A 24082-nucleotide genomic window follows, 5' to 3' on the forward strand; every position below is an offset into this window, starting at 1 on the left:
AAGTCAGGCGAATGCTGCCTTGGCCTACTGCAGGTGCACTACGAGAAGCTGCCCCACTTGGAATGAAGAACGCAGAACGTAGAGCGAAGAATATGGAACGACCTGAGCGTCAGCGGTGACCGGCCCGTAACCGCCCCTCCGGTAACTTCGCCCCTATCCCGGGCACCAGCCCGCCGTCCTAGCCATGTCCACCTTCGTCCAAGCCGCCCCCTACGTCCCCAAGAACAAGATCCGCGTCGTTACCGCCGCCTCGCTGTTCGACGGCCACGATGCCGCCATCAACATCATGCGGCGCATCATCCAGAGCACCGGCGCTGAGGTGATCCACCTGGGCCACGACCGCAGCGTGGAGGATGTGGTGAACACCGCGATCCAGGAGGATGCCCACGCCATCGCCATGACCAGCTACCAGGGCGGGCACACCGAGTACTTCAAGTACATGTTCGACCTGCTGAAGGAGAAGGGCGCGGGGCACATCAAGATCTTCGGCGGGGGCGGCGGCACCATCCTGCCCAGCGAGATCGAGGAGCTGCATGCCTACGGCATCACGCGCATCTACCACCCCGATGACGGCCGTGCGATGGGCCTGCAGGGCATGATCAACGACATGCTGGAGAAGGCCGACTTCGACCTGAGCAACAAGGTCAATGGGGAGGCCAAGAAGTTGAGCCCTCAGAACTGGCCGGCCATCGCCAAGCTGATCAGCACGGCGGAGAACCACCCCGAGGTGTTCGGCAAGATCGCCGACGAGATCCACAAGAAGGCCGAGGCGAGCAAGGCCCCGGTGCTGGGCATTACAGGCACGGGCGGTGCGGGGAAATCATCCATGGTGGACGAGCTCATCCGCCGCTTCATCCTGGACCAGCCGACCAAGACCATCGGCGTGATCAGCGTGGACCCGAGCAAGCGCAAGACCGGCGGTGCGCTGCTGGGCGACCGCATCCGCATGAACAGCATCCGCGGGGAGCGCGTGTACATGCGCAGCCTCGCTACGCGCCAGAGCAACCTCGCGCTGAGCAAGCACGTGAAGGAGGCCGTGAGCATCCTGAAGGCCGCGGGCTTCGACCTGATCATCCTGGAGACCAGCGGCATCGGCCAGAGCGATACCGAGATCCTGGACCACAGCGACGTGAGCCTCTACATCATGACGCCGGAGTTCGGCGCGGCCACGCAGCTGGAGAAGATCGACATGCTCGACTTCGCCGACGTAGTGGCCATCAACAAGTTCGACAAGCGCGGCGCCCTCGATGCCCTGCGCGACGTGAAGAAGCAGTACAAGCGCAACCACCAGCTGTGGGACGCCGACGATGACACGCTCCCCGTGGTGGGCACCATCGCCAGCCAGTTCAACGACCCCGGCACCAACACGCTCTACGCCCGCTTGATGGCCAAGATCGCCGAGAAGACGGGCGTGGACTTCAAGAGCACCTTCCACGGGATGGACGAGATGAGCGAGAAGGTGTGGATCATCCCCCCCGCCAAGAGCCGCTACCTGAGCGAGATCAGCGAGAACAACCGCCGCTACGATGCCCACGTGCGCAAGCAGGCGGAGATCGCGGACAAGTTGTATGGGCTGTACAGTGCGGTGTTGACCTTCGGGGGACCGGACTTGCTCAGTGGGCAGTCAGCAGTTGGCAGTAGGCAGTCCACCAGCGGTGGTGATCAACTGCCTACTGACAACTGGCAACTGCCGACCGGTTCCACCGAAGTGAAGAGCTTGATCGATAAGTTCGAAGAGCTGCGCAAGGATCTGGATCCCCACCTCTGGTCCATGCTCCAGAACTGGAAGGCCGAGGAGGAGAAGTACAGCGGCGAGTTCTACACCTACCAGGTGCGCGGCAAGGAGATCAAGGTGCCGAACCACACCGAGAGCCTCAGTCACCTGAAGATCCCGAAGGTGGCGCTGCCGAAGTTCAAGAGCTGGGGCGACAAGGTGCGCTGGGCCATGCAGGAGAACACGCCGGGCTTCTTCCCCTACACCGCGGGCATCTACCCCTTCAAGCGCCAGGGCGAGGACCCCGCGCGGATGTTCGCCGGCGAGGGCGGACCCGAGCGCACCAACAAGCGCTTCCACTACGTGAGCCAGGGTATGCCGGCCAAGCGCCTCAGCACCGCCTTCGATAGCGTAACACTCTACGGCCACGACCCCGGCCGCCGTCCGGACATCTACGGCAAGGTGGGCAACAGCGGGGTGAGCATCTGCTGCCTCGATGATGCCAAGAAGCTCTACAGCGGCTTCGACCTCACCGCGCCCAACACCAGCGTGAGCATGACCATCAACGGTCCCGCGCCCATGCTGCTCGGCTTCTTCATGAACGCCGCGATCGACCAGAACTGCGAGAAGTATATCCGCGAGCACAAGCTGGAGAAGGAGGTTGAGAAGAAGATCAAGGAGAGGTGGGAGAAGGCGAATGGTGAAATGCGAATGGCGAATGGGAAAGGCGGATCCACCCATTCACCAGCTTCCATTCACCATTCACCTCGACCACGTTACCACGGAGAAGTACCTGCTGGAAATGATGGACTGGGATTGATGCTCCTCGGCATCACCGGCGACCAGGTACTCCCCGCCGACGTCTACGCCAAGATCAAGGCCGACACGCTCCAGCAGGTCCGCGGCACCGTGCAGGCCGACATCCTCAAGGAGGACCAGGCGCAGAACACCTGCATCTTCAGCACCGAGTTCGCGCTGCGCTTGATGGGCGACGTGCAGCAGTACTTCATCGACCAGAAGGTTCGCAACTTCTACAGCGTCAGCATCAGCGGCTACCACATCGCGGAGGCCGGCGCCAACCCCATCTCGCAGCTCGCCTTCACCCTGGCCAATGGCTTCACCTACGTGGAGTACTACCTCAGCCGGGGCATGGACATCAACGCCTTCGCGCCCAACCTGAGCTTCTTCTTCAGCAACGGCATGGACCCCGAGTACGCCGTGATGGGCCGCGTGGCGCGCCGCCTCTGGGCCAAGGCCCTCAAGCATCGCTACGGCGCCGACGAGCGCAGCCAGATGCTGAAGTACCACATCCAGACCAGCGGTCGCAGCCTCCACGCGCAGGAGATCGACTTCAACGACATCCGCACCACGTTGCAGGCGCTGTATGCCATTTACGACAACTGCAACAGCCTGCACACCAACGCCTACGACGAGGCCATCACCACGCCCACCGAGGAAAGCGTGCGCCGCGCCATGGCCATCCAGCTCATCATCAACAAGGAGCTCGGCCTGGCCAAGAATGAGAACCCGCTCCAAGGCTCCTTCATCATCGAAGAGCTCACCGACCTGGTGGAAGAAGCCGTGCTCACCGAGTTCGACCGGATCACGGAGCGCGGTGGTGTCTTGGGAGCGATGGAAACGATGTACCAACGCAGCAGGATCCAAGAAGAGAGCTTGTACTACGAGACCCTCAAGCACACGGGCGAATACCCGATCATCGGCGTGAACACCTTCCTCAGCAGCAAGGGCTCACCGACGGTATTGCCCAAGGAGGTGATCCGCGCCACCGAGGAAGAGAAGGAAGCGCAGATTGCGACGGTGGAGAACCTACGCGCGGCCTACAGCGCGGAAGCGGCGAAGGCGATCAAGGACCTGCAGCAAGCGGCCATCCGGAACGAGAACATGTTCGCCGTGCTGATGGAGGCGACGAAGTATTGCTCGCTCGGGCAGTTGACTGCGGCGATGTTCGAGGTGGGGGGGCAGTATCGGCGGAATATGTGACCCGCGAAGGGCCCGATACTCCATTCACTCTCGGACACGGTGATCGCACTATCGATCACACGGCAAAGGTGTCATTGAGTATCGCTGCTAGGTCGTCTGGTAACGCCAGCGGCTTCAGCGCCGGCACATTCGCTCCGCCCGTATTCCCGATCGGCACCGTGCCCACGAAGCTCTTCACCCCACCGAAGACCAGACGCGGCAACTGTCCGATGATCTCGCGCATGTTCTTGGTACGGAACCCGAACTTCAGCATGCGCCAATGCACCGCGTTGTGCTCCAAGGGCCAACGCTGGCCGAGAATATGGGCCCGCTCGAGATGGTGCCATTCGAGTTGCAGATCGCCGAGCGTGCGAGCCTCTTCGCTCTTGCGCAACTCTGCTACGTAGTATGGCCGCACCTGCGTCGGCATGGCCCAATGAAGCTTGATTGCTTCACCGGCAACTTGCCGCAGCCTTCATTCTGGCAGCACTGGGGCAATTTGGCAAAGGCGGCTGCATCACCGGGTGTGCCATCGGCGGAGTACCCCAGCTTGGTGAGCGCTGCACGCAATTTGTCCGCGTCGGTCTTGCGCGGATCGTAGGTCACGCTCACGGCAGCGGTGCTGAGGTCCACATCCACCTTCTTCACGCCCTTGGTATAGACGAGTTCGGTCTCGATGGTCTTCTCGCACATATCGCAGATGCCAGTGCTCTGGATGGCGATGGTGGCGGTCTTCTTGCCTTTGGCGGGCGGGGAAACTGCACCGGTTTGTGCAGATAGGCCTAGTGTGCAAAAGGCAAAGAGCAGGGTGGTCAGCTGTTTCATGTTCGTAGCCACGCAAGTTATGTTCCAGAACCCTCACCGCATCCTGCTCGCGTTCAGGATCGCCAACAGCGCCACGCCCACATCCGCGAACACGGCTTCCCAAAGCGTGGCCAAACCTCCCGCGCCAAGCACCAGCACGATGGCCTTCACTCCAAAGGCGAGCACGATATTCTGCGTGACCACCCGCTTGGTGGCCTTGCCGATGCGGATGGCCTCGGCGATGCTGCTGGGCTTGTCGTTCTGGAGGACCACGTCGGCGGTCTCGATCGCCACATCGCTGCCCAAGCCCCCCATGGCGATCCCCACATCGCTGAGGGCCAACACGGGTGCGTCGTTGATGCCGTCGCCCACGAAGGCGACCACGGCGGTGGGGTCCTTCTTCGCTTCTTGCAATTTGGTCACCTTGTCCTCGGGTAGCAGATCGCCGAAGGCTTTGGTTATGCCAAGTGCAGCAGCCACGCGGTGGGTTATGGCCGTCTTGTCGCCGCTGAGTATCACGATATCCCGGATGCCTTGGGCCCTCAGCAGGCCGATCGTCTCCTTCGCATCGGCCTTGATCCTGTCGGCCACGGTGAGGTAACCCGCGTATGCACCGCCGATGGCGCAGACTACGATGGTGTCTTCCACAGCATCCACTTCTGCTGGATAGGCCACGTTGAACTTCTTCAGCAAGCGCGTGTTGCCCACGAGCACCTCCTTGCCTTCCACGATGCCACGCATGCCATGCGCACTGATCTCTTCCACGTTCGTCGCATCGCCCACCACATCGCCCTGCGGATGTTTCAGTACCGCCTGCGCAATGGGGTGCGTGCTGTGCGTCTCCATCGCTTTGATCACACCCAGCAAACGGTCTTCGGTGATGTCCGTAGCTGGCTTCACCTCCTGCACGGCGAACACGCCTTCGGTGAGCGTGCCGGTCTTGTCCATCACGATGGTGTTCACCTTGGTGAGCACGTCCAGATAATTGCCGCCCTTGAGCAAGATGCCTTTTCGGCTGGCCGCGCCGATGCCACCAAAATAACCCAGCGGAATACTGATGACCAGCGCGCAAGGGCACGAGATCACCAGGAAGATGAGCGCGCGATAAAGCCATGTATTGAAAACGTAAGGTTCCACGATGAGCATGGGCACCAGCACGATGCCCACGGCCAGCGCCACCACGATGGGCGTGTAGATGCGCGCGAAGCGGCGGATGAAGAGCTCCGTAGGCGACTTGCTTTTCGCCGCGTTCTGCACAAGGTCGAGGATGCGTGCGAGGCTGCTTTCGCCGAAGGGCTTGGTCACTTCCATATCCACCACCTTGTCCGTGGCGATCATGCCCGCGAGCACCGGTGCTTCCTTCACGATGGTACGCGGCACGCTTTCACCGGTAAGGGCCGCAGTATCGAAGGAGGCCTGGTCGCTGAGGAGCTTACCGTCCAACGGCACGCGATCGCCCACGCGGATGCGGAGGATGTCACCGACCTTCACCTCAGCAGCGGGCGTTTCCACCGGGATGCCGTCGCGCAGCACGTTCGCGGTATCCGGACGTACATCCAGCAAGGCCTGGATATTGCGCTTGGCCCGATCAACGGCGGCGTTCTGGAACAGTTCACCCACGGCATAGAACAGCATCACCGCCACGCCCTCGGGGTACTCGCCGATGTAGAACGCGCCGATGGTGGCCAAACTCATCAGGAAGAACTCGCTGAAGACCGCGCCCTTCGCGATGGTACGTACCGCATTCACCAGCACCGGCCAGCCTACCGGCAGGTACGCGGCCAAGTACCAGGCGAAACGCCACCATGCCTGTTGCCAGAGCTGCGGTGCCAGCTGGTCGATGGCGATGCCGCTGAGGAGCAGGATGAACGAAACAATAGCAGGCAGGTAGGTCCGCCAGGTGGAACGAGCAGCGAGGGAATGATGGGTGCTCATGATCTTAATGCTCGTGTCCTTCACTCGTGTTCATCATCGCGATCAGGTAGTAGGCGCCACCGGTCACCACTTCGGCGTCCGGGTCCACCGGTTGCAGGAAGGTTACTGCTGTGTACGCGCCATCGGTCGTTCCACGCTTCACTTCGATGCGTTGGAAGCTCATGCTGCCGGTTGCGGCCTCGTGCGCATGTTCATCGCTATGGTCATGTTCGTGCACCTCACCTTGTGCATGGGTTGCCTTGTTCTCCTTCGCGTGATCGTGTGCTTCCCCTTCGGTGTGTTTGTGCGCCGGTTCCTCCTTGTGCGCGGGCTCTTCATCATGCCCGTGCCCATGCTCCTCTTCACCTTCGGTCCTGATGAACACGTAGTCCTTGCCTTCCATGTTCACGATGGCCTCGGTGAGCACGGCGGTGGTGGTGGCGTTGCCTACGCTGATGCGCCCGGTAACGCCCATGCCGTCGATCAGGCCCACTTTGTCGCCGGTGATCTCCGCGTGCACCGGGATCGTCTTCGTCTCGCGTTCGAAGGCACTGCCGATGGCGAAGACCACGGCCGTGTAGTTCTTGCCCGGCAGGTTGGTGAGGCTGAGGTCGATGGTCTGGCCCACCTTCACGGAGGCGATGTCCTGTTCGTAGAGGAAGAGGTCCACGTGGAGCTTGCTGTTGTTCACCACGCGGAACATTGTGGCATCGTTGCTCACCTTGCTTCCCACGTTCACCGCGATGTGCGCCACGGTGCCATCGATGGGGCTTACGATGCCCGCGGCTGAGCGCAGTGCATTGGCAGTGAGCTTCTCGGGGTCGATGTTGATCAGGCGCAACTGCTCGGCATGGGCGTTCACGCTGGCCCGCAAGGAGGCGTGTTCCGCCGTGACCTGTTGCAGGGTCTTCTGCGCGCTCACGTTGGCGCGGGCCAGTTCGGTCTGGCGTTCCAATTCCGTTTCGGCGTACACCAGTCGTGCTTTCGCATCGAGGTAGTCGCGTTGCAGTTGGATGATCGAAGGGTCGGTGACCGTAGCGAGCACCTGCCCCTTGTTCACATGGTCGCCTTCCTGCACCAGCACTTCGCGCACGGTGCCTCCCATGGCCACGGTGATGTCGGCGACGTTCTGCGGCGGCACTTTCAAAAAGCCGACGGCCTTGAGGGCGGTGGTGAGGTCCTTCATCTCCACCTTGCCAAGCTTGCCCTCGATGGCGGCGAATTGTTGCGGCGAAACGGTGACGGTGCTCCCACCGCCGTGGCCCTCCTCTTCGCCGTGGCCATGGCCTTCTTCTTCGCCGGAGGCCGCGCCACCGCCACAGGCGGCCAGTGCGATGGTGAGCAGGAGCAGAAAGAGCGTATTCGGCATGCGCTGAAGAGCGCTGTTGATCGGTTGCGTTTTCATGTCTATGCGGTCTTAGAGCCCATTGAGGGCACGGAGGTGGAGGACGGTAAGTGCGAGCTCGTAACGCACGCGCAAGTGCTCGGCGTTGAGTTGAAAGGCCTGCTCGATGCCTTGAGTGAATTGGAAGTAGTCGGCTTCGCCCGCGCGATAGGCACGCAGGGCATCGTCGCGCAGGGTAGCACCCAGCGCGGCACCGGTGCTTTCATAGAAGGCGAGGCTCTCGCGCAATTGAGTGAGCTGCGCCTGCGTGGTGGCGCGCTCGCTGCTGCGCTGTCGGCGTGCGGCTTCCAGTTCCTGCGCGGCGATCTCGCTGCGCAAACGTGCCGCCGAGGTGCGACCGCCCTGGCCGCTGCCGGGCAGGGGGATCGAAGCACCGATGAGGAAGCCCGAAAAGGGCGACGTGCCATCGAAGGTCTGGTAGAAGCCGCCGCCCTGCAGGCTGGGTGCCCATTGGCTGCGTTGCAGTTTCCATTCGGCCTCGGCCACCTGCGTGCGCTGCTGCAAGGAGAGCAGGAGCGGGTCGTTGCCGCCGCCGGGATCCGGCGCTCGTGCGGTGTTGAGCAATTCCTCGGGCACCGGCACGGCACCACTGAGCGGGCCCGTCCAGCGTTCTACTTCCACCTGGTAGGCCACCAGATCAGCCTGTGCCTGGCGCAAGCGCACCTTCACCTGCTCGGCGCGGCTTTGCGCACTGGTGCTTTCCAAGCGGCCGGTCTCACCGAGCTCGAAGCGCTGCAGCGCGAAGGCCGCCATGGATGCGTACGCGCTGTCCAGCTGTTGCAGGATACGCACCTGTTCAAGGCCCATGGCCCATTGCAGGTAGGCCCCTCCCGCGCTCTCCTTCACGTAGGCCGCCGTGTTCAGCTTTTCGTTCTCCGCAAGGTGCAGGCTTTCCTTCAGGTAGGCCGCGCGTCGGGCAATGGTGGTGGGAAATGCGAACCCGGTATTGGCTTCCAGGATAATGTCCTTGGGATACGGCCCCTGGGTCTGGCCATGGGAGAATTGCGCGTTGAGCGGCTGCAGCCCGAAGGCCGTGCCACGCAGGGCATCCTGTTCCTGCACACGCAGTTCCGCAGCGGTCATGCTCGGATGGGTGCGCAAGGCGCGTGCGATCGCCGTGTCCATCGGCATCGGTTCCTGTGCGCTGCTGGTGCCGCCGATCATGATCAACAGCACGGTCGCGACGATCAGCGGTGCGTTCGCCTTGCCGCCATTGGCATCGTTGCGCCTCCTGCCTCCGCCCATGAAGAGCAGATAGAGCACCGGCAGCACCATGAGGGTGAGGGCCGTGGCGGTGATGAGGCCACCGATCACCACCGTGGCCAGGGGGCGTTGCACTTCCGCGCCCGCGTTGCCGCTCAAGGCCATGGGCAGGAAACCGAGCGAGGCCACCGCCGCCGTCATCAGCACGGGACGCAGCCGTGTGCGGGTACCTTTCAACACGCGCTCCTTCAGGTCGCTGATGCCTTCCTTTTCCAGTTGGTCGAAGGTGGCGATGAGGACGATGCCGTTGAGCACCGCCACGCCGAAGAGCGCGATGAAGCCCACGCCCGCGCTGATGCTGAAGGGCATGCCGCGCGCCATGAGCGCAAGCACACCGCCGATGGCGCTCATGGGGATGGCGGTGTAGATCAGCAGGGCGCGCTTCACGCTGTTGAAGGTGAAGAAGAGCAGCAGGAAGATGAGGGCCAGCGCGATGGGCACCGCCAGCATCAGGCGTTTGCTAGCTGCCTGCAGGTTCTCGAAGGTGCCGCCGAAGGTGTAGTAGTAGGCCGCGGGCATTGGCACTTCGGCATCGATGCGGCCTTGGAGCTCTTCCACGAAGCTTTCCACGTCACGGCCACGGATGTTCACGCCCACGGCGATGCGGCGCTTGGCATCCTCCCGGCTGATCTGGGCCGGGCCGGGTGTCAAGGACACATCGGCCACCTGCTGCAACTGGATCTGTCCGCCACCGGGCAGCGCCACGAAGAGGGTGCGCACATCGTCGATGCTCTGCCGCTGTTGGTCACCGAGGCGCACCACCAGATCGAAGCGGCGCTCGTTCTCGTAGATGACGCCGGTGGCCTCGCCCGCGAAGGCCGTGCGCACGGTGCGGTTCAGTTCGCGGATGTTGAGGCCGTACTGCGCTACCCGTGCACGATCATAGGTGATGGTGATCTGTGGCAGGCCCACCACCTTTTCCACCTGCGGTTCACCCGCACCTTGCACTTCGCCGATGATCGCCGCCACCTTGTTCGCGATCACCGCGAGGGTGTCCATGTTCTCACCGTAGATCTTCACGGCCACGTCCTGCCGTATGCCGGTCATCAATTCGTTGAAGCGCATCTGGATGGGTTGGGTGGCTTCGTAGAACACGCCGGGTACCTGCCTCAAGGCTTGCAGCATGGTGTCCTGCAAAGCCTCGCGGTCGTGCGCGGTGGTCCATTCGTCCTTGTCCTTCAAGATGATCATGAGGTCCGTGGCTTCGGGGGGCATGGGGTCCGTGGGGATCTCGGCGCTGCCGGTGCGTCCCACCACCTGCTTCACCTCCGGGAATTGCAGCAGGATCTTCTCCACCTTGGCGTTGTTGGCGATGCTCTGGCTGAGCGATGCGCCCTGCGGCAGGATGCTGTGGAAGGCGAAGTCGCCCTCTTCCAAGGTGGGAATGAACTCGCCGCCCATGCGTGCGAACAGGAAGACCGAGCTGATGAAGAGCGCCACGGCCACACCCACGGTCTTGATCCGGTTGCGCAAGGCGAAGCCGATGATGGGATCGTACCACTTCTGGAAACGGTCCATCATGCGGTCGCTGAAGTTGGGTTTGTGCGCCGTGTTGCGCGGCAGCACCAGCGCGCTCATCATGGGCACATAGGTGAGCGAGAGCAACAGGGCACCCAGGATGGCGAAGCTGACGGTGATGGCCATGGGGCGGAACATCTTGCCCTCGATGCCCACCAGTGTGAGGATGGGGATGTACACGATCAGGATGATGATCTCGCCGAAGGCCGCGCTCGTCCGGATCTTGCTGGCGCTCACGAAAACCTCGCGGTCCATCTCCTCGCGGGTAAGGATCCTTCCCTTGAAGCGCGCATGCAGGTGGTGCAGGGTGGCCTCCACGATGATCACGGCGCCGTCCACGATCAATCCGAAATCGATGGCACCAAGCGACATCAAATTGCCGCTGACGCCGAAGGCGTTCATGAGGATGATGGCGAAGAGCATGCACAGTGGGATCACCGAGGCCACGATGAGGCCCGCGCGCCAATTTCCTAGAAAGAGCACCAGCACGAAGATCACGATCAACGCGCCCTCGATCAGGTTCGTCTTCACCGTGCCGATGGCCCGCCCCACCAGTTCGCTGCGCACCAGATAGGGTTCGATCATCAGCCCTTCCGGCAGGGCCTTCTGCACGTTCGGTATGCGCGCTTCAATAGCCTTCACCACTTCGGCGCTGTTGCCACCCTTCAGCATCATCACCGTGCCGCCCACCGCTTCGCCTTCGCCATTGCGGGTGAGCGCACCGTAGCGCGGGGCCGCACCGAAGCCCACCTCGGCCACATCGCCCACCAGGAGCGGCACACCGCCGGGCGGGATCTTCACCACCACCTTGCGGATGTCGTCCAGCGTGCGCAGCAGTCCTTCGCCCCGGATGCTGTAGCTGTTGGGCCGTTTCTCGATGTAGGCGCCGCCGGTGTTCTCGTTGTTGCTCTCCAACGCGAGCAGTAGCTCACCGATGGTGACGCCCATGCTTTGCAAGCGCTTGGGGTCCACGCTCACCTCGTACTGCTTCACCTCGCCGCCGTAGCTGTTCACCTCGGCCACACCGGGTGTGCCCAACAGCTGCCGCACTACGATCCATTCCTGGATGGTGCGCAGCTCGCTGGGGCTGAAGGTGCCCTCGTACCCTTCCTTGGGGTGCAGCACGTATTGGTACACCTCGCCCAACCCGGTGCTTACCGGGGCCATGGTCGGTGTGCCCACCCCGGGCGGTATCAGTGCGGCGGCCTCGCCCAGGCGCTGGTCCACCAAGGTGCGGGCGAAGTACACGTCCACGTCCTCATCGAATACGATGGTCACAAGACTTAGCCCGAAGCGGCTGATGGAGCGGATCTCCACCAGATCGGGCAGGCTGGCCATGGCCCGCTCGATGGGCGCGGTAACGAACTGTTCCACCTCCTGCGCGGCCAGCGTAGGCGTGGTGGTGATCACCTGCACCTGGTTGTTGGTGATGTCGGGTACCGCATCGATCGGCAATTGCGTGAGCGAGTACGCCCCGTAAAGCACCAGCACGAGCGTGAAGAGCCCGATGATGGCCTTGTTGTGTATGGAGAACCGGATGATCCTGTCGATCATGGATGGAAAAACTTGGGAATGGAAGGAAGGACGAATGCGGAACGCGGGTACACAATGGCCCCGGACCGTGCCGAAGCACGGTGCGTTCCCGTTCCGCCGAAGGGCGGATCAACTCAAGCCTTGGGAGGGATCCACACGTTGCCCGTGAAACCACTGGGCGCAACGTTGAGGAATTGCGCACCCACCTTGGTGGTGAGCGGCTGTAGGGAGATCAGGAGAGACCTGTTCACCGGTGAAAGCGCGACCAGGCCACTGCACGCGCAGAACTCGCCGTGGCAATCCTCGCTGAACGGATCGTGGTCGTGCTCATCGTGTTGCTGATCGTCGGTGTGCTCGTTGTGGAAGAGGTCGTGGAAGTCCTCACTGGTATGCTGCTCCAGAAAGTGCATCACCACTTGCGGCACATGCAGCCACTCGTGCAGTTCCAGGGCACTGAAGCCATAGACCGTAAGGGTGAGCAGGAAAAGGAGGCGACGCATTTTCCGGGACGAATGTAGGCTTCAACGGTTGAGATCGCAAGCGTGTTCTCCGCGTGAGCGGGCGAAGCGGCAGCCCGGCGCAGGAAGGGCATTGCGGATGCGAGCAACGAGGCGGCACGACGCAGGCGTGACCCCGCAGTGCCGCAGCCGCTGGCCCTGACAAGACCGGCTAAAGCGCAGCACGCGACCCGGCTGCATTTGAGCCGGGGCACGCCCAACCCTTCGACAAGCTCAGGGCGGGCATAACCACCAGGCGCAGAACAACGATCTTCAGCACCGAGTTCGCGCTGCGCTTGATGGGTGACGTGCAGCAATACTTCATCGACAAGAAGGTCCGCAACTTCTACAGCGTCAGCATCAGCGGCTACCACATCGCGGAGGCCGGCGCCAACCCCATCAGCCAGCTCGCCTTCACCCTGGCCAACGGCTTCACCTACGTGGAGTACTACCTCAGCCGGGGCATGGACATCAACGCGTTCGCGCCCAACCTGAGCTTCTTCTTCAGCAACGGCATGGACCCAGAGTACGCCGTGATGGGCCGCGTGGCGCGCCGCCGGGGTGCCTCGGAGTTCGCCGGGCAGATGCCATGAGTGACGATCGTTCGGCCAGACAAGGCGCGACGAAGGGAGGCTACCCATAGGTAGCTGACCGAGGTAGAGATCCCGCAAAGCGGGATGAAGTATGGGCGGGCGAGCGGCGCTCACCCGAAGGGATGCGGCTCCGCCGCAGTGGCGCTGCTCGGTGGACTTCGTGGCACCCACAGGGCCAAGGCGCTCAAGCATCGCTATGGTGCCGACGAGCGCAGCCAGATGCCATGGTGCCTCTGTGGGCCTCGAACGGCAAGCACGAGCGATGATCCTTGTGCCAGACAAGGCGCGACGAGGGAGGCTACCGTAACCGGTAGCTGACCGAGGATGCAACGCCGTATGGCGCAAGGAGCGCGCTCGCCCGAAGGGCCGCCGAAGGCGGTGATGCCGGAGCGAGGCCCGCAGTGGCACCCACGGTACCACATCCAGACCAGCGGTCGCAGCCTCCACGCGCAGGAGATCGACTTCAACGACATCCGCACCACGTTGCAGGCGCTGTATGCCATTTACGACAACTGCAACAGCCTGCACACCAACGCCTACGACGAGGCCATCACCACGCCCACCGAGGAAAGCGTGCGCCGCGCCATGGCCATCCAGCTCATCATCAACAAGGAGCTCGGCCTGGCCAAGAATGAGAACCCGCTCCAAGGCTCCTTCATCATCGAAGAGCTCACCGACCTGGTGGAGGAGGCGGTATTGGCGGAGTTCGATCGCATCACCGAGCGCGGCGGCGTGCTGGGCGCCATGGAGACCATGTACCAGCGCAGTCGCATCCAGGAGGAAAGCCTCTACTACGAGACGCTGAAGCATACGGGCGAATACCCCATCATCGGCGTCAACACCTTCCTCAGCAGCAAAGGCTCACCCACCATCCTGCCCAAGGAGGTGATCCGCGCCACCGAGGAGGAGAAGGAGGCCCAGATCGCGACGGTGGAGAACTTGAAAGCCGCGTATGCGGATGAAGCGGCGAAGGCGATCAAGGACCTGCCGCAGGCTGCGATCCGCAACGAGAACATGTTCGAGGTCCTCATGGAAGCGACAAAGTATTGCAGTCTGGGGCAGCTAACCGCCGCTATGTTTGAGGTCGGTGGACAGTACCGACGTAATATGTGATGAGGCGTATGCTGAGCGACGAAGGAGCGAAGTCCCGCCGACATGACCGTTGCCGAGGAACGAGGCATACGGGCATTCGAGCGGGATTCGAGGTGGGGGGGCAGTACAGGCGAAACATGTAAGGCCAGTCAGCGCTTACCTTTGGGTCATGTCATTCGACCGCGGTTTCCGGATCGACCTCACCCCTGACCAGGTGGTGGAACTTGCCAAGCAGTTGCCCGGCAAGGAGAAGGAAGCACTGCTCAGGAGTTTCGAGCGCGAGCGCGCGCTGGATCGCCTGAAGGTGATGATGGAAGCGCTCAAGGACGTGGACATCGACGAGGAGACCATCCGCAAGGAAGTGGAGATCGTAAGAGCCAGGCGTTATGCGGCGTCCAAGAAGAAGTCAGCACGCCCGGCGCGTCGTCGTTGACGTCAATATCCTCATCAGCTTCTTGATCGGCAAACGATTGGGCGGATTCCTCACCCTATTGAGGGAAGCGGAGTTCCTGCTGCTCGTTAGCCCTCCTTTGCTGGCCGAGTTCGTGGATGTGGCGGCACGCCCCAGGTTCCGGAAGCACTTCCCGGTGGAATTCGCGCATCAACTCGCCATGACGCTCGCTGAAGCCGGTGAACTGGTGGAAGTGGAGGCAAAAAACCCAACGCCGCTTTCTCGCGACCCGAAGGACGACTACCTGCTGCTGATGGCAAAGAAGGGGAAGGCTGATCTGCTGATCACCGGCGATGACGACCTGCTCTCGATGGGTAGCTATGGACGCACGCGGATCATGAGCGCACGTACCTTCACGGACGAGTTCTTGAAATGATCATCGGCGTCAACTGCTCTGTGCTGATGAAGGTGACGACGTACTGCTCGCTGGGGCAGTTGACCCAGGCGATCCCGCTAAGGCGGGACAGGTTGTTCGAGGTGGGGGGCAGTATCGCCGGAACATGTAGCCAGCCCGTGCGTACCTGTTCTATCTTCGTGTCATGGCCACGGCACACAACTACATCCAGTTGTCCTCCCTTCCGGAGGATGTTCGCCAGCAGGTGCTCGACTTCATCGAGTTCCTGATGCGGCGCAGGCATGGCCATGAGCCGCAGGAGAAGCGCAAGACACCGGTGCTCGGTCTGGCCAAAGGCATGGTGACCGTCCCGGACGACTTCGATGCTCCCTTGGATGACTTCGCGCGATATGCCTAGGGCCGTGTAGGGGGCCATGGGCCGCCGCCCAAGCACCGCGATCCCCCTACCTTTGGGAAGCATACGACCAGCCATGACCCTTCGCTCCGACCGCAAGGACATCAGCTACACCGAGGTGGCGGAATTGGCTTTGGGCATGTCCACCAAGGACCAGCTCAAGCTCGCTGAAGCGTTGCAGCGGGCCGGCCTCAAGGCCAAGTGGGACGACATCCTCGCCGCCTTCCGCCCCAATTCGATCAGCGACCGCGAGATCGTGCGCACCTGCAAAGAGGTCCGCCGCGTACTCTGGGAGAAGCGTCATGCGGTCCCTGCGCGTCGTCGTTGACCCCAACGTCCTGATCAGCTTCCTCATCGGGAAGCGCATCAAGGCCCTCCAACCGCTGTTCTACGACGAACGGTTCGTCGTCATCCTGGATGACCTGCTTCTGGATGAGCTGGACCAAGTGGCCCGTCGCCCCAAGTTCCGTAAGCTGTTCCCGGTGAAGAAGGTGGATGAGCTGGTGTACGTCCTTGAACTGAACGCCGAGATCCTTCCGGCGGCCACCAAGATCGCGGCCGTTTCCCGCGATGCCGCGGACGACTACCTGCTGGCACTCTGCAAACGCGCCAAAGCCGATGTGCTCCTTACCGGCGATGAGGACCTGCTGGTGCTGGAGAAACATGGCCGCACCCGCATCATGAATGCCCGTGAGTTCGTGGATGAGCACTTGAAGCCATGAGAACTGCACAAGGCCTTGGCGAGGTGCTGATGGAGGCGATCGTACTGCTCGCTGTGGCATCTAACAACAACCCTGTTTGAAGTGGTTGGGCCGTACTGGTAGAACTTGTAACGGGCAATAGGCACCCTACTTTCGGGAAGTTCCATTCCCCATGGACCGCTCCATCGCCTACGCCCTCCTCTCCATGGTCTTCGCCGGGGTAACGGCCGTGCTGGCCAAGGCGGGCATGCGCAACGTGAGCGGCGATGTGGCCCTGCTGGTGCGCACCTGCCTCATCTTCGGGCTGGTGTGGGGCAACGCCTTCGCCTTCCGGCAGCTCAAGGAGCTGGCCCTGCTCACCACGCGCGATGTGCTCTTCCTGTGCCTCAGCGGCGCCACCACCTTCTTCTCCTGGCTGTTCTACTACCGCGCCATGAAAGAAGGCAGCGTCTCCGTGGTGGCCACCATCGACAAGGCCAGCATCGTGGTGACGCTGGTGCTCAGCTTTCTGGTGCTGCGCGAGCCCTTCACCTGGCGCGTGGCCCTGGGCGCCTCCCTCATCCTGTGCGGGTTGGTGGTGCTGGTGTGGAAGTAGGTGAGGGTTTGGGCGTGCCCCCTCGCACCCTTCGACTCCGCTCTGCTCCGCTCAGGGCCCTCGGGGTCGCGCTCTTCGCTACTACTCCTCGCTCGTTCCTCGCTGCGGGGTAGCCGCTGCGATCGCACACGCGCATACAGGATAGCGAACCGAAAGGTGTGATCGCCATCAGTATTCTCCGCAATGCAGTGATCAAATACTTGATAAAACGAGCAATACACTCGTTTCCGAATTCTAATCGATGACTTGAGCGAGAAGGCCAGAGGCCGCAATGCGTTCAGGAACGAGGATACTCAGCGATTAACCAAATCCGCCGGTCTCACCATTGAGCGGTCTTGGTCCTCAGAAATGCGATCAAGTCTGACAATGAATCGATTCGCCTCGAAAGGGATGTCCTCAACTTGGATACGCATGGATGGTGCAGAATTGCGTTCAACTATCAGTCTTCCACCGTGCATATCCAAGATGGCCTTCGCTCTACTCATTCCAATTCCTTCACCCGTAATACTCATCCGATTTGCATAGTGCCCACGCACTCCCTCATTGAAGAATGTACGCATATCCTCGTCCGTAATCTTCAAGCTCTGCATCTCAAAAATGATGTCAACATAGTCTTCATGACCATTAAATCTAATTTCAATAGTGGTATTACTCTTAACATATTTCGTCGCATTTTCAAAAAGATTGTACAGAACAACATGGATTGAATCGTAGTCAAAGAACAGTCTCTCTGCACTCTCGGCAACCCTTACAGTAATGTCCCGATCGTTGAAGTCTTGCAAAAAACTATACAAAAGCGAGAATACCACATTTCGGACTGAGTGGTTCTTTCTCCTAATTACGGGATTCTCCTGATGAAGCTTGTTCGATACATTAAGAACCGCCTTCATAGCTGCATTTTGCCTAACCATTCGCAGGAAAACAGATGCACTTGCATCGAGGTTCTTTGAGATATACTCCTTAACTACTGCAACCTGCTCTCGATGCGTGCTTACGAGTTCGCTTCGAGGAACCAGGTTATACAGCTCTTGAATTGAGTGTCCATTAATTGATGTGAGATCATGGATTATGCGTGTAACATCTTTATTTGACTCTTTGACGAGTTCGTCCTTCAGATTCTCAACTACATGCCCTAGTGTACGATACATCGCCAATTGGTCTTTGAAAATGCGGGAACTTCGGACCATTGGCTCCTCCGACGAGCATAGGTAGACACTTACAACTGAATTCACTAGAATCCCGTGTCTTCTAGTTTGACCTTGTTCGCTAGAGCAAGTCGTTTTCTCATGCAGCACTTTGCACGAGCTCTGACACCGTTGACAATTCTGGGGAAGGGTACTATAAAGAACCCGCCCATCGATCGTTTGAATGTGTACAAATGTTGGCATGTTATTTGCGACAGAACTGCTCAATTAATTCAAGGAATTCAAACGGCTCTGCGTTCTTCGGCAGTGATGAGTCAACCTCCTTCAGGGCTGCATGAAAGCGGTCTCCATGACTTTCGGCTGAATAAAGGACAACCCATTTCGAACTGTACTTTCGCTTGATTTGCATTGCTAATCCGAGGCCTTCATCCTTGCATTGCATTAACTTCCCAACACCTTGAATGTCGACGAAGATGATGTCAGATTGCACCACAACATCGTCATCAACCATAGCATCTTTAACAATCCACGTGTTTATCCAGCCATTACTCTTCAAAATACTCACAACTTTGAACTTCGTATCGTCGTCAATAAAAAGTATACGTATACGATTCTTCTTCTCGGACAGGCTATGCTCACGCTCCTGCTTCGTCTCGTCGGGCTTGGATGTAGCTGGCACTCCGTAGACATTGACTGTTTGTTGCACGCTCTGGCTGTTAATGCTCTTCTTGGAGGGCTTTGAGGCACGGCGCTCCTTATTTGCTCTAAATAGGAGTGCCGCTAAGGTTGCAATAAGCCCAATCGACGTTACCATTGGCTCAAGCGATTTGTCCTTGTACCACCATACGAGTGCACCAAGTAGAGCGAGGGCATTGAGTAGAATAATGACAACTTGCATTGGCGAGAGAGTTGAAGGATGATCAGACCGTGGTTTGCCGGAAGGACTGCTAAAATACTAGCGAGCTGAGAACAGTCAGTTCATCATGCAGCGACATTCATCGGCTTGGTAGGGCAGGGCCTGTCATTAAGGAGCGGCCATCGTGCTGATACCATTATTCAGCCCAAAGTTGAGGCCAGCGCATTGTGGGAACGTAACGTAAGCCATGAAGCGTTCATACCCAACCCCAATCAGGGCCGCCCGTGCTTGGGCTCCTATGCTTCACCGCACCTCCACCACCCACCCGCCCCACGTCACCACGCCGCTGTACCAGTTCCAGTTGAAGTGGATGTGGGAGAGCGCTTGCTGCTGCCCAGCCGCCCCACCGGATACCGAAACCGCCTTCGCCTGCCCGCGCCGCAAGGCGATCAGGTAGAGACAGGCATCGGCGGCTGCGTGTTCGGGGCGGTCCATGCTATCCAAGGTCACCACGATCGGGCGCCACTTCGCCCGATGTATCGGCCAATGGTCCTTCGGCGGTCGCCAGAGGCAGGTGAAGGTGTAGCGGTTCATCGGTCGCGCTGTTCGGCCTGCTGCTGGAGGATCGTTTCCAAGATGCGCTGGTAGTGCTCCGCGATACCCCGGGCCTCCTCGGCGTCGTCGCATTCCTCGATCACGAAGCCGTCCGGTGCTTCGCCGGTCTCGAGGTAGGTGGCGGTGAGGCGCCAAGCGGTGGCCCGGGCCTCCAGTCCGTCGATGAGCTGGCCTAAGTCGAGGCCATTGAGTCGGATGACGTATTCCTTGTCGTGGGGCATGGCCCCAGGTTAGCGATCTTGTCGCGGAAAAGCCAGGCATTCATTCCGCGACATGGCCAACTGGACCCGCGAACAGCTGCTGATCGCCCTCAACCTCTACCACAAGGTTGCGTTCGGCAAGTTCCACGCGAAGAACAAGATGCTGGTGGACATCAGCTTGCGCATGGGCCGGAAGCCTTCTGCGCTGCCAATGAAGTTGAGCAACTTAGCCTCGATCGATCCTGAATTCCGAAGGACCGGTCGCAAGGGCTTGGAAGGCGCCAGCGAGTTCGACCGTGCGATGTGGGCCGAATACCACGCCAACCTGAACGAGTTAGCCCCCGAAAGCGAGGCGCTCCTGGCCCAACTGATGACCGGCGATGCGGACGCGCCCATTGAAGTGCAGCCGGATGGTAAGGTGCTCCGCGCGCCCGATGGCCCGACCGAAAGCTCGGCTTCCGTGAAGGTCCGCCGAGGGCAGCGCTACTTCCGCCAAGCGGTGCTCAACGCTTACAACGGTCGGTGCGCGGTCACCAATCTGGGCATCCGCGATCTGCTCGTGGCCTCGCATATCATTCCATGGAACCTGGCGGAGCAGCACCGCCTGGACCCGCAGAACGGAATCGCCCTGAACGCGCTGCACGACAAGGCCTTCGACCGCGGGCTGATCACCTTCGATACCGAGCTACGGCTGGTGTGCGCCCCTTCGCTCCGCGACCACTTCGCCGAGGCGACCGTGAGCCAGAGCTTCAAGAACTACGAAGGCCAACCACTGGCAATACCCGCTGAAGCAGTGGGTCCCAAGCCTGAGTACCTGGAATGGCACCGGAGGGAGGTGTTCGGGAAGGGTTGAGCACCGGCCTACTTCCTGCGCTTCGGGACCTTGAAGCCGACCGGTGCCCGCGGCTTGGTCTTCGCCACTTCGGCCAATAGCACGCGCTCGGTCTCGCGCTTCTCCATCTGCTTCAGGTAGCGGAAGACCACCTGGAACTTCCGGTCGTGTTCGCCGGTCTTCGTGCGGATGCGTTCAAGCACGAGCAGGAGGTCCTTATGGGTGAACAGCATCTCCCGCATCCTGGTGAAGACCCGGATGATCTGGATGTTCACGGCGACGGCGGTCTTGCTATTGAGCACGCTACTGAGCATGAGGACGCCATGCTCTGTGAACACCAAGGGCCGCTTGCGGAGGCCCATGACCTCCCGATCGGATGTCGCAAACTGCGACTTCCGATCAGCGAGCTCCTCGCTGGTCATCTCGAACATGAAGTCCTTGGGGAAGCGATCGATGTTCCGACGGACCTGTTCGTTGAGACGTCGCGTCTCCACACCATAGAGTTCGGCCAAGTCGCGATCGAGCATGACCTTGTGACCGCGGATCACATGGATCCGCCGCATCACCACTTCATCCGGGATGGTCACGCTCTGCTTGCGCATCGTGGTCGAAACCTGGCAGCCGGAATTAGATTGCGACTTCCATTGGATCATCTTCGATACCAAGCTACGCCGTGCCTGCCACGGCCTCCGAGCTGGTGTGCGCTCCTTCGCTCTGCCAACGCCAAGGCTACGGCAGATGGGTCCGCGACCACTTCGCCGAGGCGACCGTGGCCCAGAGCTTTCAAGCCTACGAGCCCGCCTTCGCTAATGCTGCGGCGGACAAAGGGCAAGCCACTGGCCGTTCCGGCGGACCCCGGTTCGCGGACCGGGGCAGGTTCCGCCGGCCCGAAGGCCGAATATCCGCCTACGCTGTGCTTCGGCGGACAAAGCCTGGAATGGCATCGGCGGGAGGTGTTCGGGAAGTAGCGAACTGCCGGTCACATCGCGATGCTCGACGCGATGTTGGGGCTGTCGGGGTTGATGTCCACCGTGCGCGTCTTCGGGATCACGATCAGGTCCATGTCCTCCATCGGAATTGCACCAAGCAAGACGCGATCGCCCAACACCAGCGCACCGGCGAATCCGGTGCGATTCTTGAACTTGATCTCGATGGGACCGACATAGGGCACCAGTCGCTTGGAGCCATCCGCCAAGGTGACCTCCTTTTCCCCGATGGCCTCCAACTTCAGTTGAATGCGCACGTGTTCCGGGATGCAGAGGTGGACCGCGCCAGTATCCACCAAGGCGTCCACTTCCACGCCGGATAGTTCACTGATGCGTGGGTTCTTCAGCAGAAGATGTCCATTCACGAGTCCCATGCTGCCAAGATACGGCAACCTCCAGGCCTTCCTCAGGGATCTCCACTTCGCCGAGGCGACCGTGGCCCAGAGCTTTCAAGCCTTTGAGCCCGCTTTCGCTGAAGCTACCGAGGACAAAGGGCAAGCCACTGGCCATTCCAGCGGAGGCCGCCGGCCCAAAGGCTGAGTACGTGGAGTGGCACCGGATCACCGTCTTCGGGAAGCCACGAGCCCGAGTCTCCCCCGACTACAGCGCCGTGGCCAGGATGCCGCAGCCGGGAATGTTCCCGTTCGGATCGTCCGCGGCCATGTCGGCGGGCACGCCGGCCTTCACCTTGGCCACGGTGGGCTCGTTCACCCCATCTCCACCGTTGATTATCTTCAGCACGCCAAACCCCACCCCATGGCCCGGAACCGATACCCCTTTGGATCGTTGACCCTGATCGCTCTGGCCTTCACCTGTTCCCCGACGCAGGCGCAGTTCAGCGATTCGTTCGACGGTGCCGGCAATGAGACCTATCCCGGCGTGAACGGATTCGGCAGCTTCAACTGGGTGAACGCGCTCAATTTCGGCTTCGCGACCCAGCAGGGCCAGAGCGCCTTCCTCTCGAATTACACGGGACTTCCCATTGCCCACATCGGCATGATCAAGCCGTTCACGACCATCATGCAGAACACCACCTATCGGGTATCCTTCTCCTGTTCTCGGTATTCGAGCACGTCGACCCTGGGCATCGCCGATTACGATACGCTTTACATCGGGTCGCGCCATGGCACCATGGTGTGGGATACGGTGCCCACGCCGGTGAACGACTACGAATGGGTGCGCTGGTCGGGTCTCTACACGCCGGCACCGCAGGACATCGGCCAGCCCTTCAGCTTCGGCTTCTCCATCACGTTGAACAGCGGCATCTCGTTCGCGCTCGACGGACCGATGACGATCACCGATGTGGCCACGGGCATCGCCCAGGAGCTCATTGCGCTGGACGAACTGGTGATCACGCCCGATCCCGGTGGCGCGGGCATGCAGGTGCGCGCGGAACGCCCAATGGCCGATGTGGAGGTCTTCGATGCCCGCGGCGCGCGCGTGGTGGCAGCGCCGGCCCTCAGCGGCACGAGCTGGCACTTCGGCACCGCGGGGCTGCCTTCATCGCTGTACATCGTGCGCGTGCGGATGACGGACGGGACCTTATGGACCGGCAAGGTGATGCTGCATTGACGGGGTCACTGGAACGACCGTTCGACCTCCTCCCCCGACCGTGGATCGGTAGCGATCCGGGCCCCGGCGACCAGCAAGGGCGTGGTGAGCGGATGCTCCATTTCGCTGATGCGACCGTGGCCCAGTGCTTCCAATGCCTACGAAGACAAGCCATTGACCATTCCGGCGGAGGCCGCCGGACCCAAGGCCGAGTACCTGGAGTGGCACCGGCGGGAGGTGTTCGGGAGGTAACGGTCCGGGTCAGGCCACCTTCACGGTGTACTCCCGGATGAGCGTTTCGGCGGGGATGCGCAGGTGCTTGTGCAGGGTGCGGATCATGTTGAGGCTGAGCTTGCGCTTGCCGCTGAGGATCTCGCTGCGCCGTTGCCGTGAACCGAGCCATTTGTCGAGGTCCTTTTCACTCAGCCCCAGTTGGTCCAAACGGAACTTGATGGCCTCGATGGGGTCGGGCGGGGGGACGGGGTAATGGATGTCCTCGTACTCCTCCACCACCATGGCGAGCAGCTCCAGTTCATCGAACGCGGCGCTGCCTTCCTTGGGGTCAAGGTCGAAGAGCTCCTGGATGCGCAACAGCGCCGCCTTGTGCTCCTTTCGGGTGCGGATGGGCTTAACCTTCATAGCGCAGGGTTGTAACGTCCACCTTTTCGTACTCGGCATGGGTCATGACCCGGATGATGTAGACGATGCCGTTCCTGGCCGAGGGCTTCTTGTACCGCACACGCGCCACCAGGCGGAACGCATTGCCCTTGATGTTGAAGACCAGCCGGTCCCCACCCACGAACGACACGGATGGGAAGCTGCGCTTGATGTCCTCCGGCGTGGCCCATGTTTCCTTCTTCACCAGCTCGTACCAGGCCCGCAGCGGCTGCAAGGCCTGCACATGGCGCTTGCCATACCGCTCGAGGGTCTCTTTGGCGATGATCCGCATGCGAAGATAAGGCGAATGTAACCAAAATGGTTACACTGGTCCTTTGGCGGCAGGCGGCCGTCGGCCCGATGGCTGAATACCTCGAGTGGTACCGGCGGGAGGTGTTCGGGAAGTAGCTGTCACCCACCCGGCCCTTTAT

At 60.9% G+C, this 24082-nt stretch carries 23 protein-coding genes and 2 pseudogenes; 11 read left to right on the forward strand and 14 right to left on the reverse strand.

The features are described from left to right. Positions 1 to 184: 184 nt before the first annotated feature. Positions 185 to 3715: a methylmalonyl-CoA mutase family protein gene (locus IPM49_15965; protein ID MBK9276019.1), complete on the forward strand. Its 3531-nt coding sequence runs from the start codon at positions 185 to 187 to the stop codon at positions 3713 to 3715. A gap of 55 nt (positions 3716 to 3770) precedes the next feature. On the opposite strand, the gene IPM49_15970 is transcribed toward IPM49_15965, so the two are convergent. The 6 genes from IPM49_15970 to IPM49_15995 all read right to left on the reverse strand — a co-directional run bounded on the left by IPM49_15970 (position 3771) and on the right by IPM49_15995 (position 12631). Then, positions 3771 to 4142: a DUF3703 domain-containing protein gene (locus tag IPM49_15970; protein MBK9276020.1), complete on the reverse strand. Its 372-nt coding sequence runs from the start codon at positions 4140 to 4142 to the stop codon at positions 3771 to 3773. After that, positions 4094 to 4519 (reverse strand): heavy-metal-associated domain-containing protein, encoded by a 426-nt coding sequence (locus IPM49_15975; protein MBK9276021.1) that lies wholly within the window; start codon positions 4517 to 4519, stop codon positions 4094 to 4096. Before IPM49_15975 ends, IPM49_15970 begins: the two co-directional genes overlap by 49 nt. A 33-nt stretch (positions 4520 to 4552) precedes the next feature. After that, on the reverse strand, positions 4553 to 6433 hold the full coding sequence (cadA, locus tag IPM49_15980; protein ID MBK9276022.1) for a cadmium-translocating P-type ATPase: 1881 nt from the start codon (positions 6431 to 6433) through the stop codon (positions 4553 to 4555). Between the two features lie 4 nt (positions 6434 to 6437). Further along, positions 6438 to 7817 (reverse strand): efflux RND transporter periplasmic adaptor subunit, encoded by a 1380-nt coding sequence (locus IPM49_15985; protein MBK9276023.1) that lies wholly within the window; start codon positions 7815 to 7817, stop codon positions 6438 to 6440. A 12-nt stretch (positions 7818 to 7829) separates the two neighbouring features. Then, on the reverse strand, positions 7830 to 12152 hold the full coding sequence (locus IPM49_15990; GenBank protein ID MBK9276024.1) for a CusA/CzcA family heavy metal efflux RND transporter: 4323 nt from the start codon (positions 12150 to 12152) through the stop codon (positions 7830 to 7832). 113 nt (positions 12153 to 12265) lie between these two features. Continuing rightward, positions 12266 to 12631, reverse strand: coding sequence for a hypothetical protein (locus IPM49_15995; protein ID MBK9276025.1), 366 nt, complete (start codon positions 12629 to 12631; stop codon positions 12266 to 12268). A 266-nt stretch (positions 12632 to 12897) separates the two neighbouring features. Between IPM49_15995 and IPM49_16000 the strand changes: the two are divergent. From IPM49_16000 to IPM49_16035, 8 genes and pseudogenes are all read left to right on the forward strand, one after another. Further along, a pseudogene (locus IPM49_16000) lies at positions 12898 to 13185 on the forward strand (methylmalonyl-CoA mutase). Positions 13186 to 13632: 447 nt separating this feature from the next. Then, a pseudogene (locus tag IPM49_16005) lies at positions 13633 to 14334 on the forward strand (methylmalonyl-CoA mutase). A 148-nt stretch (positions 14335 to 14482) separates the two neighbouring features. Further along, complete coding sequence (locus IPM49_16010) at positions 14483 to 14746, forward strand: hypothetical protein (protein MBK9276026.1); 264 nt, start codon at positions 14483 to 14485, stop codon at positions 14744 to 14746. A 22-nt stretch (positions 14747 to 14768) separates the two neighbouring features. Beyond that, on the forward strand, positions 14769 to 15140 hold the full coding sequence (locus IPM49_16015; protein MBK9276027.1) for a putative toxin-antitoxin system toxin component, PIN family: 372 nt from the start codon (positions 14769 to 14771) through the stop codon (positions 15138 to 15140). A 163-nt stretch (positions 15141 to 15303) separates the two neighbouring features. Next, on the forward strand, positions 15304 to 15516 hold the full coding sequence (locus IPM49_16020) for a DUF2281 domain-containing protein (GenBank protein MBK9276028.1): 213 nt from the start codon (positions 15304 to 15306) through the stop codon (positions 15514 to 15516). A gap of 73 nt (positions 15517 to 15589) precedes the next feature. Beyond that, complete coding sequence (locus tag IPM49_16025) at positions 15590 to 15841, forward strand: hypothetical protein (protein MBK9276029.1); 252 nt, start codon at positions 15590 to 15592, stop codon at positions 15839 to 15841. Continuing rightward, a complete protein-coding gene (locus IPM49_16030; GenBank protein MBK9276030.1) occupies positions 15816 to 16235 on the forward strand; it encodes a putative toxin-antitoxin system toxin component, PIN family in 420 nt (139 codons plus the stop codon). Before IPM49_16025 ends, IPM49_16030 begins: the two co-directional genes overlap by 26 nt. Positions 16236 to 16386: 151 nt before the next feature. Beyond that, positions 16387 to 16809, forward strand: coding sequence for an EamA family transporter (locus IPM49_16035; protein ID MBK9276031.1), 423 nt, complete (start codon positions 16387 to 16389; stop codon positions 16807 to 16809). Positions 16810 to 17102: 293 nt separating this feature from the next. Here IPM49_16035 and IPM49_16040 read toward each other — a convergent pair whose 3' ends face one another. The 4 genes from IPM49_16040 to IPM49_16055 form a co-directional block, all read right to left on the reverse strand. Beyond that, complete coding sequence (locus IPM49_16040; protein ID MBK9276032.1) at positions 17103 to 17957, reverse strand: hypothetical protein; 855 nt, start codon at positions 17955 to 17957, stop codon at positions 17103 to 17105. A 241-nt stretch (positions 17958 to 18198) separates the two neighbouring features. Continuing rightward, positions 18199 to 18852, reverse strand: a complete 654-nt coding sequence (locus tag IPM49_16045; GenBank protein ID MBK9276033.1) for a response regulator — start codon at positions 18850 to 18852, stop codon at positions 18199 to 18201. A 261-nt stretch (positions 18853 to 19113) separates the two neighbouring features. Further along, complete coding sequence (locus tag IPM49_16050; protein MBK9276034.1) at positions 19114 to 19305, reverse strand: hypothetical protein; 192 nt, start codon at positions 19303 to 19305, stop codon at positions 19114 to 19116. Positions 19306 to 19400: 95 nt separating this feature from the next. Then, positions 19401 to 19646 carry a hypothetical protein gene (locus IPM49_16055; GenBank protein ID MBK9276035.1) on the reverse strand — a complete coding sequence of 82 codons (246 nt, stop codon included), beginning with the start codon at positions 19644 to 19646 and terminating at the stop codon, positions 19401 to 19403. A gap of 52 nt (positions 19647 to 19698) precedes the next feature. On the opposite strand from IPM49_16055, the gene IPM49_16060 reads away from it, so the two are divergent. Then, on the forward strand, positions 19699 to 20478 hold the full coding sequence (locus tag IPM49_16060; GenBank protein ID MBK9276036.1) for an HNH endonuclease: 780 nt from the start codon (positions 19699 to 19701) through the stop codon (positions 20476 to 20478). A gap of 8 nt (positions 20479 to 20486) precedes the next feature. Here the strand turns inward: IPM49_16060 and IPM49_16065 are convergent, their stop codons facing one another. Beyond that, on the reverse strand, positions 20487 to 21059 hold the full coding sequence (locus IPM49_16065; protein MBK9276037.1) for an ORF6N domain-containing protein: 573 nt from the start codon (positions 21057 to 21059) through the stop codon (positions 20487 to 20489). A 377-nt stretch (positions 21060 to 21436) separates the two neighbouring features. After that, complete coding sequence (locus IPM49_16070) at positions 21437 to 21817, reverse strand: clan AA aspartic protease (GenBank protein MBK9276038.1); 381 nt, start codon at positions 21815 to 21817, stop codon at positions 21437 to 21439. A gap of 382 nt (positions 21818 to 22199) precedes the next feature. On the opposite strand from IPM49_16070, the gene IPM49_16075 reads away from it, so the two are divergent. Then, positions 22200 to 23015 carry a hypothetical protein gene (locus tag IPM49_16075; protein ID MBK9276039.1) on the forward strand — a complete coding sequence of 272 codons (816 nt, stop codon included), beginning with the start codon at positions 22200 to 22202 and terminating at the stop codon, positions 23013 to 23015. Between the two features lie 240 nt (positions 23016 to 23255). On the opposite strand, the gene IPM49_16080 is transcribed toward IPM49_16075, so the two are convergent. Both IPM49_16080 and IPM49_16085 read right to left on the reverse strand, forming a co-directional pair. Beyond that, positions 23256 to 23633, reverse strand: coding sequence for a transcriptional regulator (locus tag IPM49_16080; GenBank protein MBK9276040.1), 378 nt, complete (start codon positions 23631 to 23633; stop codon positions 23256 to 23258). Continuing rightward, positions 23623 to 23943, reverse strand: a complete 321-nt coding sequence (locus tag IPM49_16085) for a type II toxin-antitoxin system HigB family toxin (GenBank protein MBK9276041.1) — start codon at positions 23941 to 23943, stop codon at positions 23623 to 23625. The genes IPM49_16080 and IPM49_16085 overlap by 11 nt, the downstream gene beginning before the upstream one ends. Between the last annotated feature and the right edge of the window lie 139 nt (positions 23944 to 24082).

This window comes from Flavobacteriales bacterium (assembly GCA_016715895.1).
In the GTDB taxonomy this organism is placed as follows: Bacteria; Bacteroidota; Bacteroidia; order Flavobacteriales_F; family PHOS-HE28; genus PHOS-HE28.

Bases quoted from the DNA above. Each gene is read 5' to 3' on its own strand.
- IPM49_15965 (MBK9276019.1), top strand. From the start codon at position 185: ATGTCCACCTTCGTCCAAGCCGCCCCCTACGTCCCCAAGAACAAGATC.
- IPM49_15975 (MBK9276021.1), bottom strand. From the start codon at position 4,519: ATGAAACAGCTGACCACCCTGCTCTTTGCCTTTTGCACACTAGGCCTA.
- cadA (MBK9276022.1), bottom strand. From the start codon at position 6,433: ATGAGCACCCATCATTCCCTCGCTGCTCGTTCCACCTGGCGGACCTAC.
- IPM49_15985 (MBK9276023.1), bottom strand. From the start codon at position 7,817: ATGAAAACGCAACCGATCAACAGCGCTCTTCAGCGCATGCCGAATACG.
- IPM49_15990 (MBK9276024.1), bottom strand. From the start codon at position 12,152: ATGATCGACAGGATCATCCGGTTCTCCATACACAACAAGGCCATCATC.
- IPM49_15995 (MBK9276025.1), bottom strand. From the start codon at position 12,631: ATGCGTCGCCTCCTTTTCCTGCTCACCCTTACGGTCTATGGCTTCAGT.
- IPM49_16010 (MBK9276026.1), top strand. From the start codon at position 14,483: ATGTCATTCGACCGCGGTTTCCGGATCGACCTCACCCCTGACCAGGTG.
- IPM49_16020 (MBK9276028.1), top strand. From the start codon at position 15,304: ATGGCCACGGCACACAACTACATCCAGTTGTCCTCCCTTCCGGAGGAT.
- IPM49_16025 (MBK9276029.1), top strand. From the start codon at position 15,590: ATGACCCTTCGCTCCGACCGCAAGGACATCAGCTACACCGAGGTGGCG.
- IPM49_16030 (MBK9276030.1), top strand. From the start codon at position 15,816: ATGCGGTCCCTGCGCGTCGTCGTTGACCCCAACGTCCTGATCAGCTTC.
- IPM49_16035 (MBK9276031.1), top strand. From the start codon at position 16,387: ATGGACCGCTCCATCGCCTACGCCCTCCTCTCCATGGTCTTCGCCGGG.
- IPM49_16040 (MBK9276032.1), bottom strand. From the start codon at position 17,957: ATGTATCGTACACTAGGGCATGTAGTTGAGAATCTGAAGGACGAACTC.
- IPM49_16045 (MBK9276033.1), bottom strand. From the start codon at position 18,852: ATGCAAGTTGTCATTATTCTACTCAATGCCCTCGCTCTACTTGGTGCA.
- IPM49_16050 (MBK9276034.1), bottom strand. From the start codon at position 19,305: ATGGACCGCCCCGAACACGCAGCCGCCGATGCCTGTCTCTACCTGATC.
- IPM49_16055 (MBK9276035.1), bottom strand. From the start codon at position 19,646: ATGCCCCACGACAAGGAATACGTCATCCGACTCAATGGCCTCGACTTA.
- IPM49_16060 (MBK9276036.1), top strand. From the start codon at position 19,699: ATGGCCAACTGGACCCGCGAACAGCTGCTGATCGCCCTCAACCTCTAC.
- IPM49_16065 (MBK9276037.1), bottom strand. From the start codon at position 21,059: ATGCGCAAGCAGAGCGTGACCATCCCGGATGAAGTGGTGATGCGGCGG.
- IPM49_16070 (MBK9276038.1), bottom strand. From the start codon at position 21,817: ATGGGACTCGTGAATGGACATCTTCTGCTGAAGAACCCACGCATCAGT.
- IPM49_16075 (MBK9276039.1), top strand. From the start codon at position 22,200: ATGGCCCGGAACCGATACCCCTTTGGATCGTTGACCCTGATCGCTCTG.
- IPM49_16080 (MBK9276040.1), bottom strand. From the start codon at position 23,633: ATGAAGGTTAAGCCCATCCGCACCCGAAAGGAGCACAAGGCGGCGCTG.
- IPM49_16085 (MBK9276041.1), bottom strand. From the start codon at position 23,943: ATGCGGATCATCGCCAAAGAGACCCTCGAGCGGTATGGCAAGCGCCAT.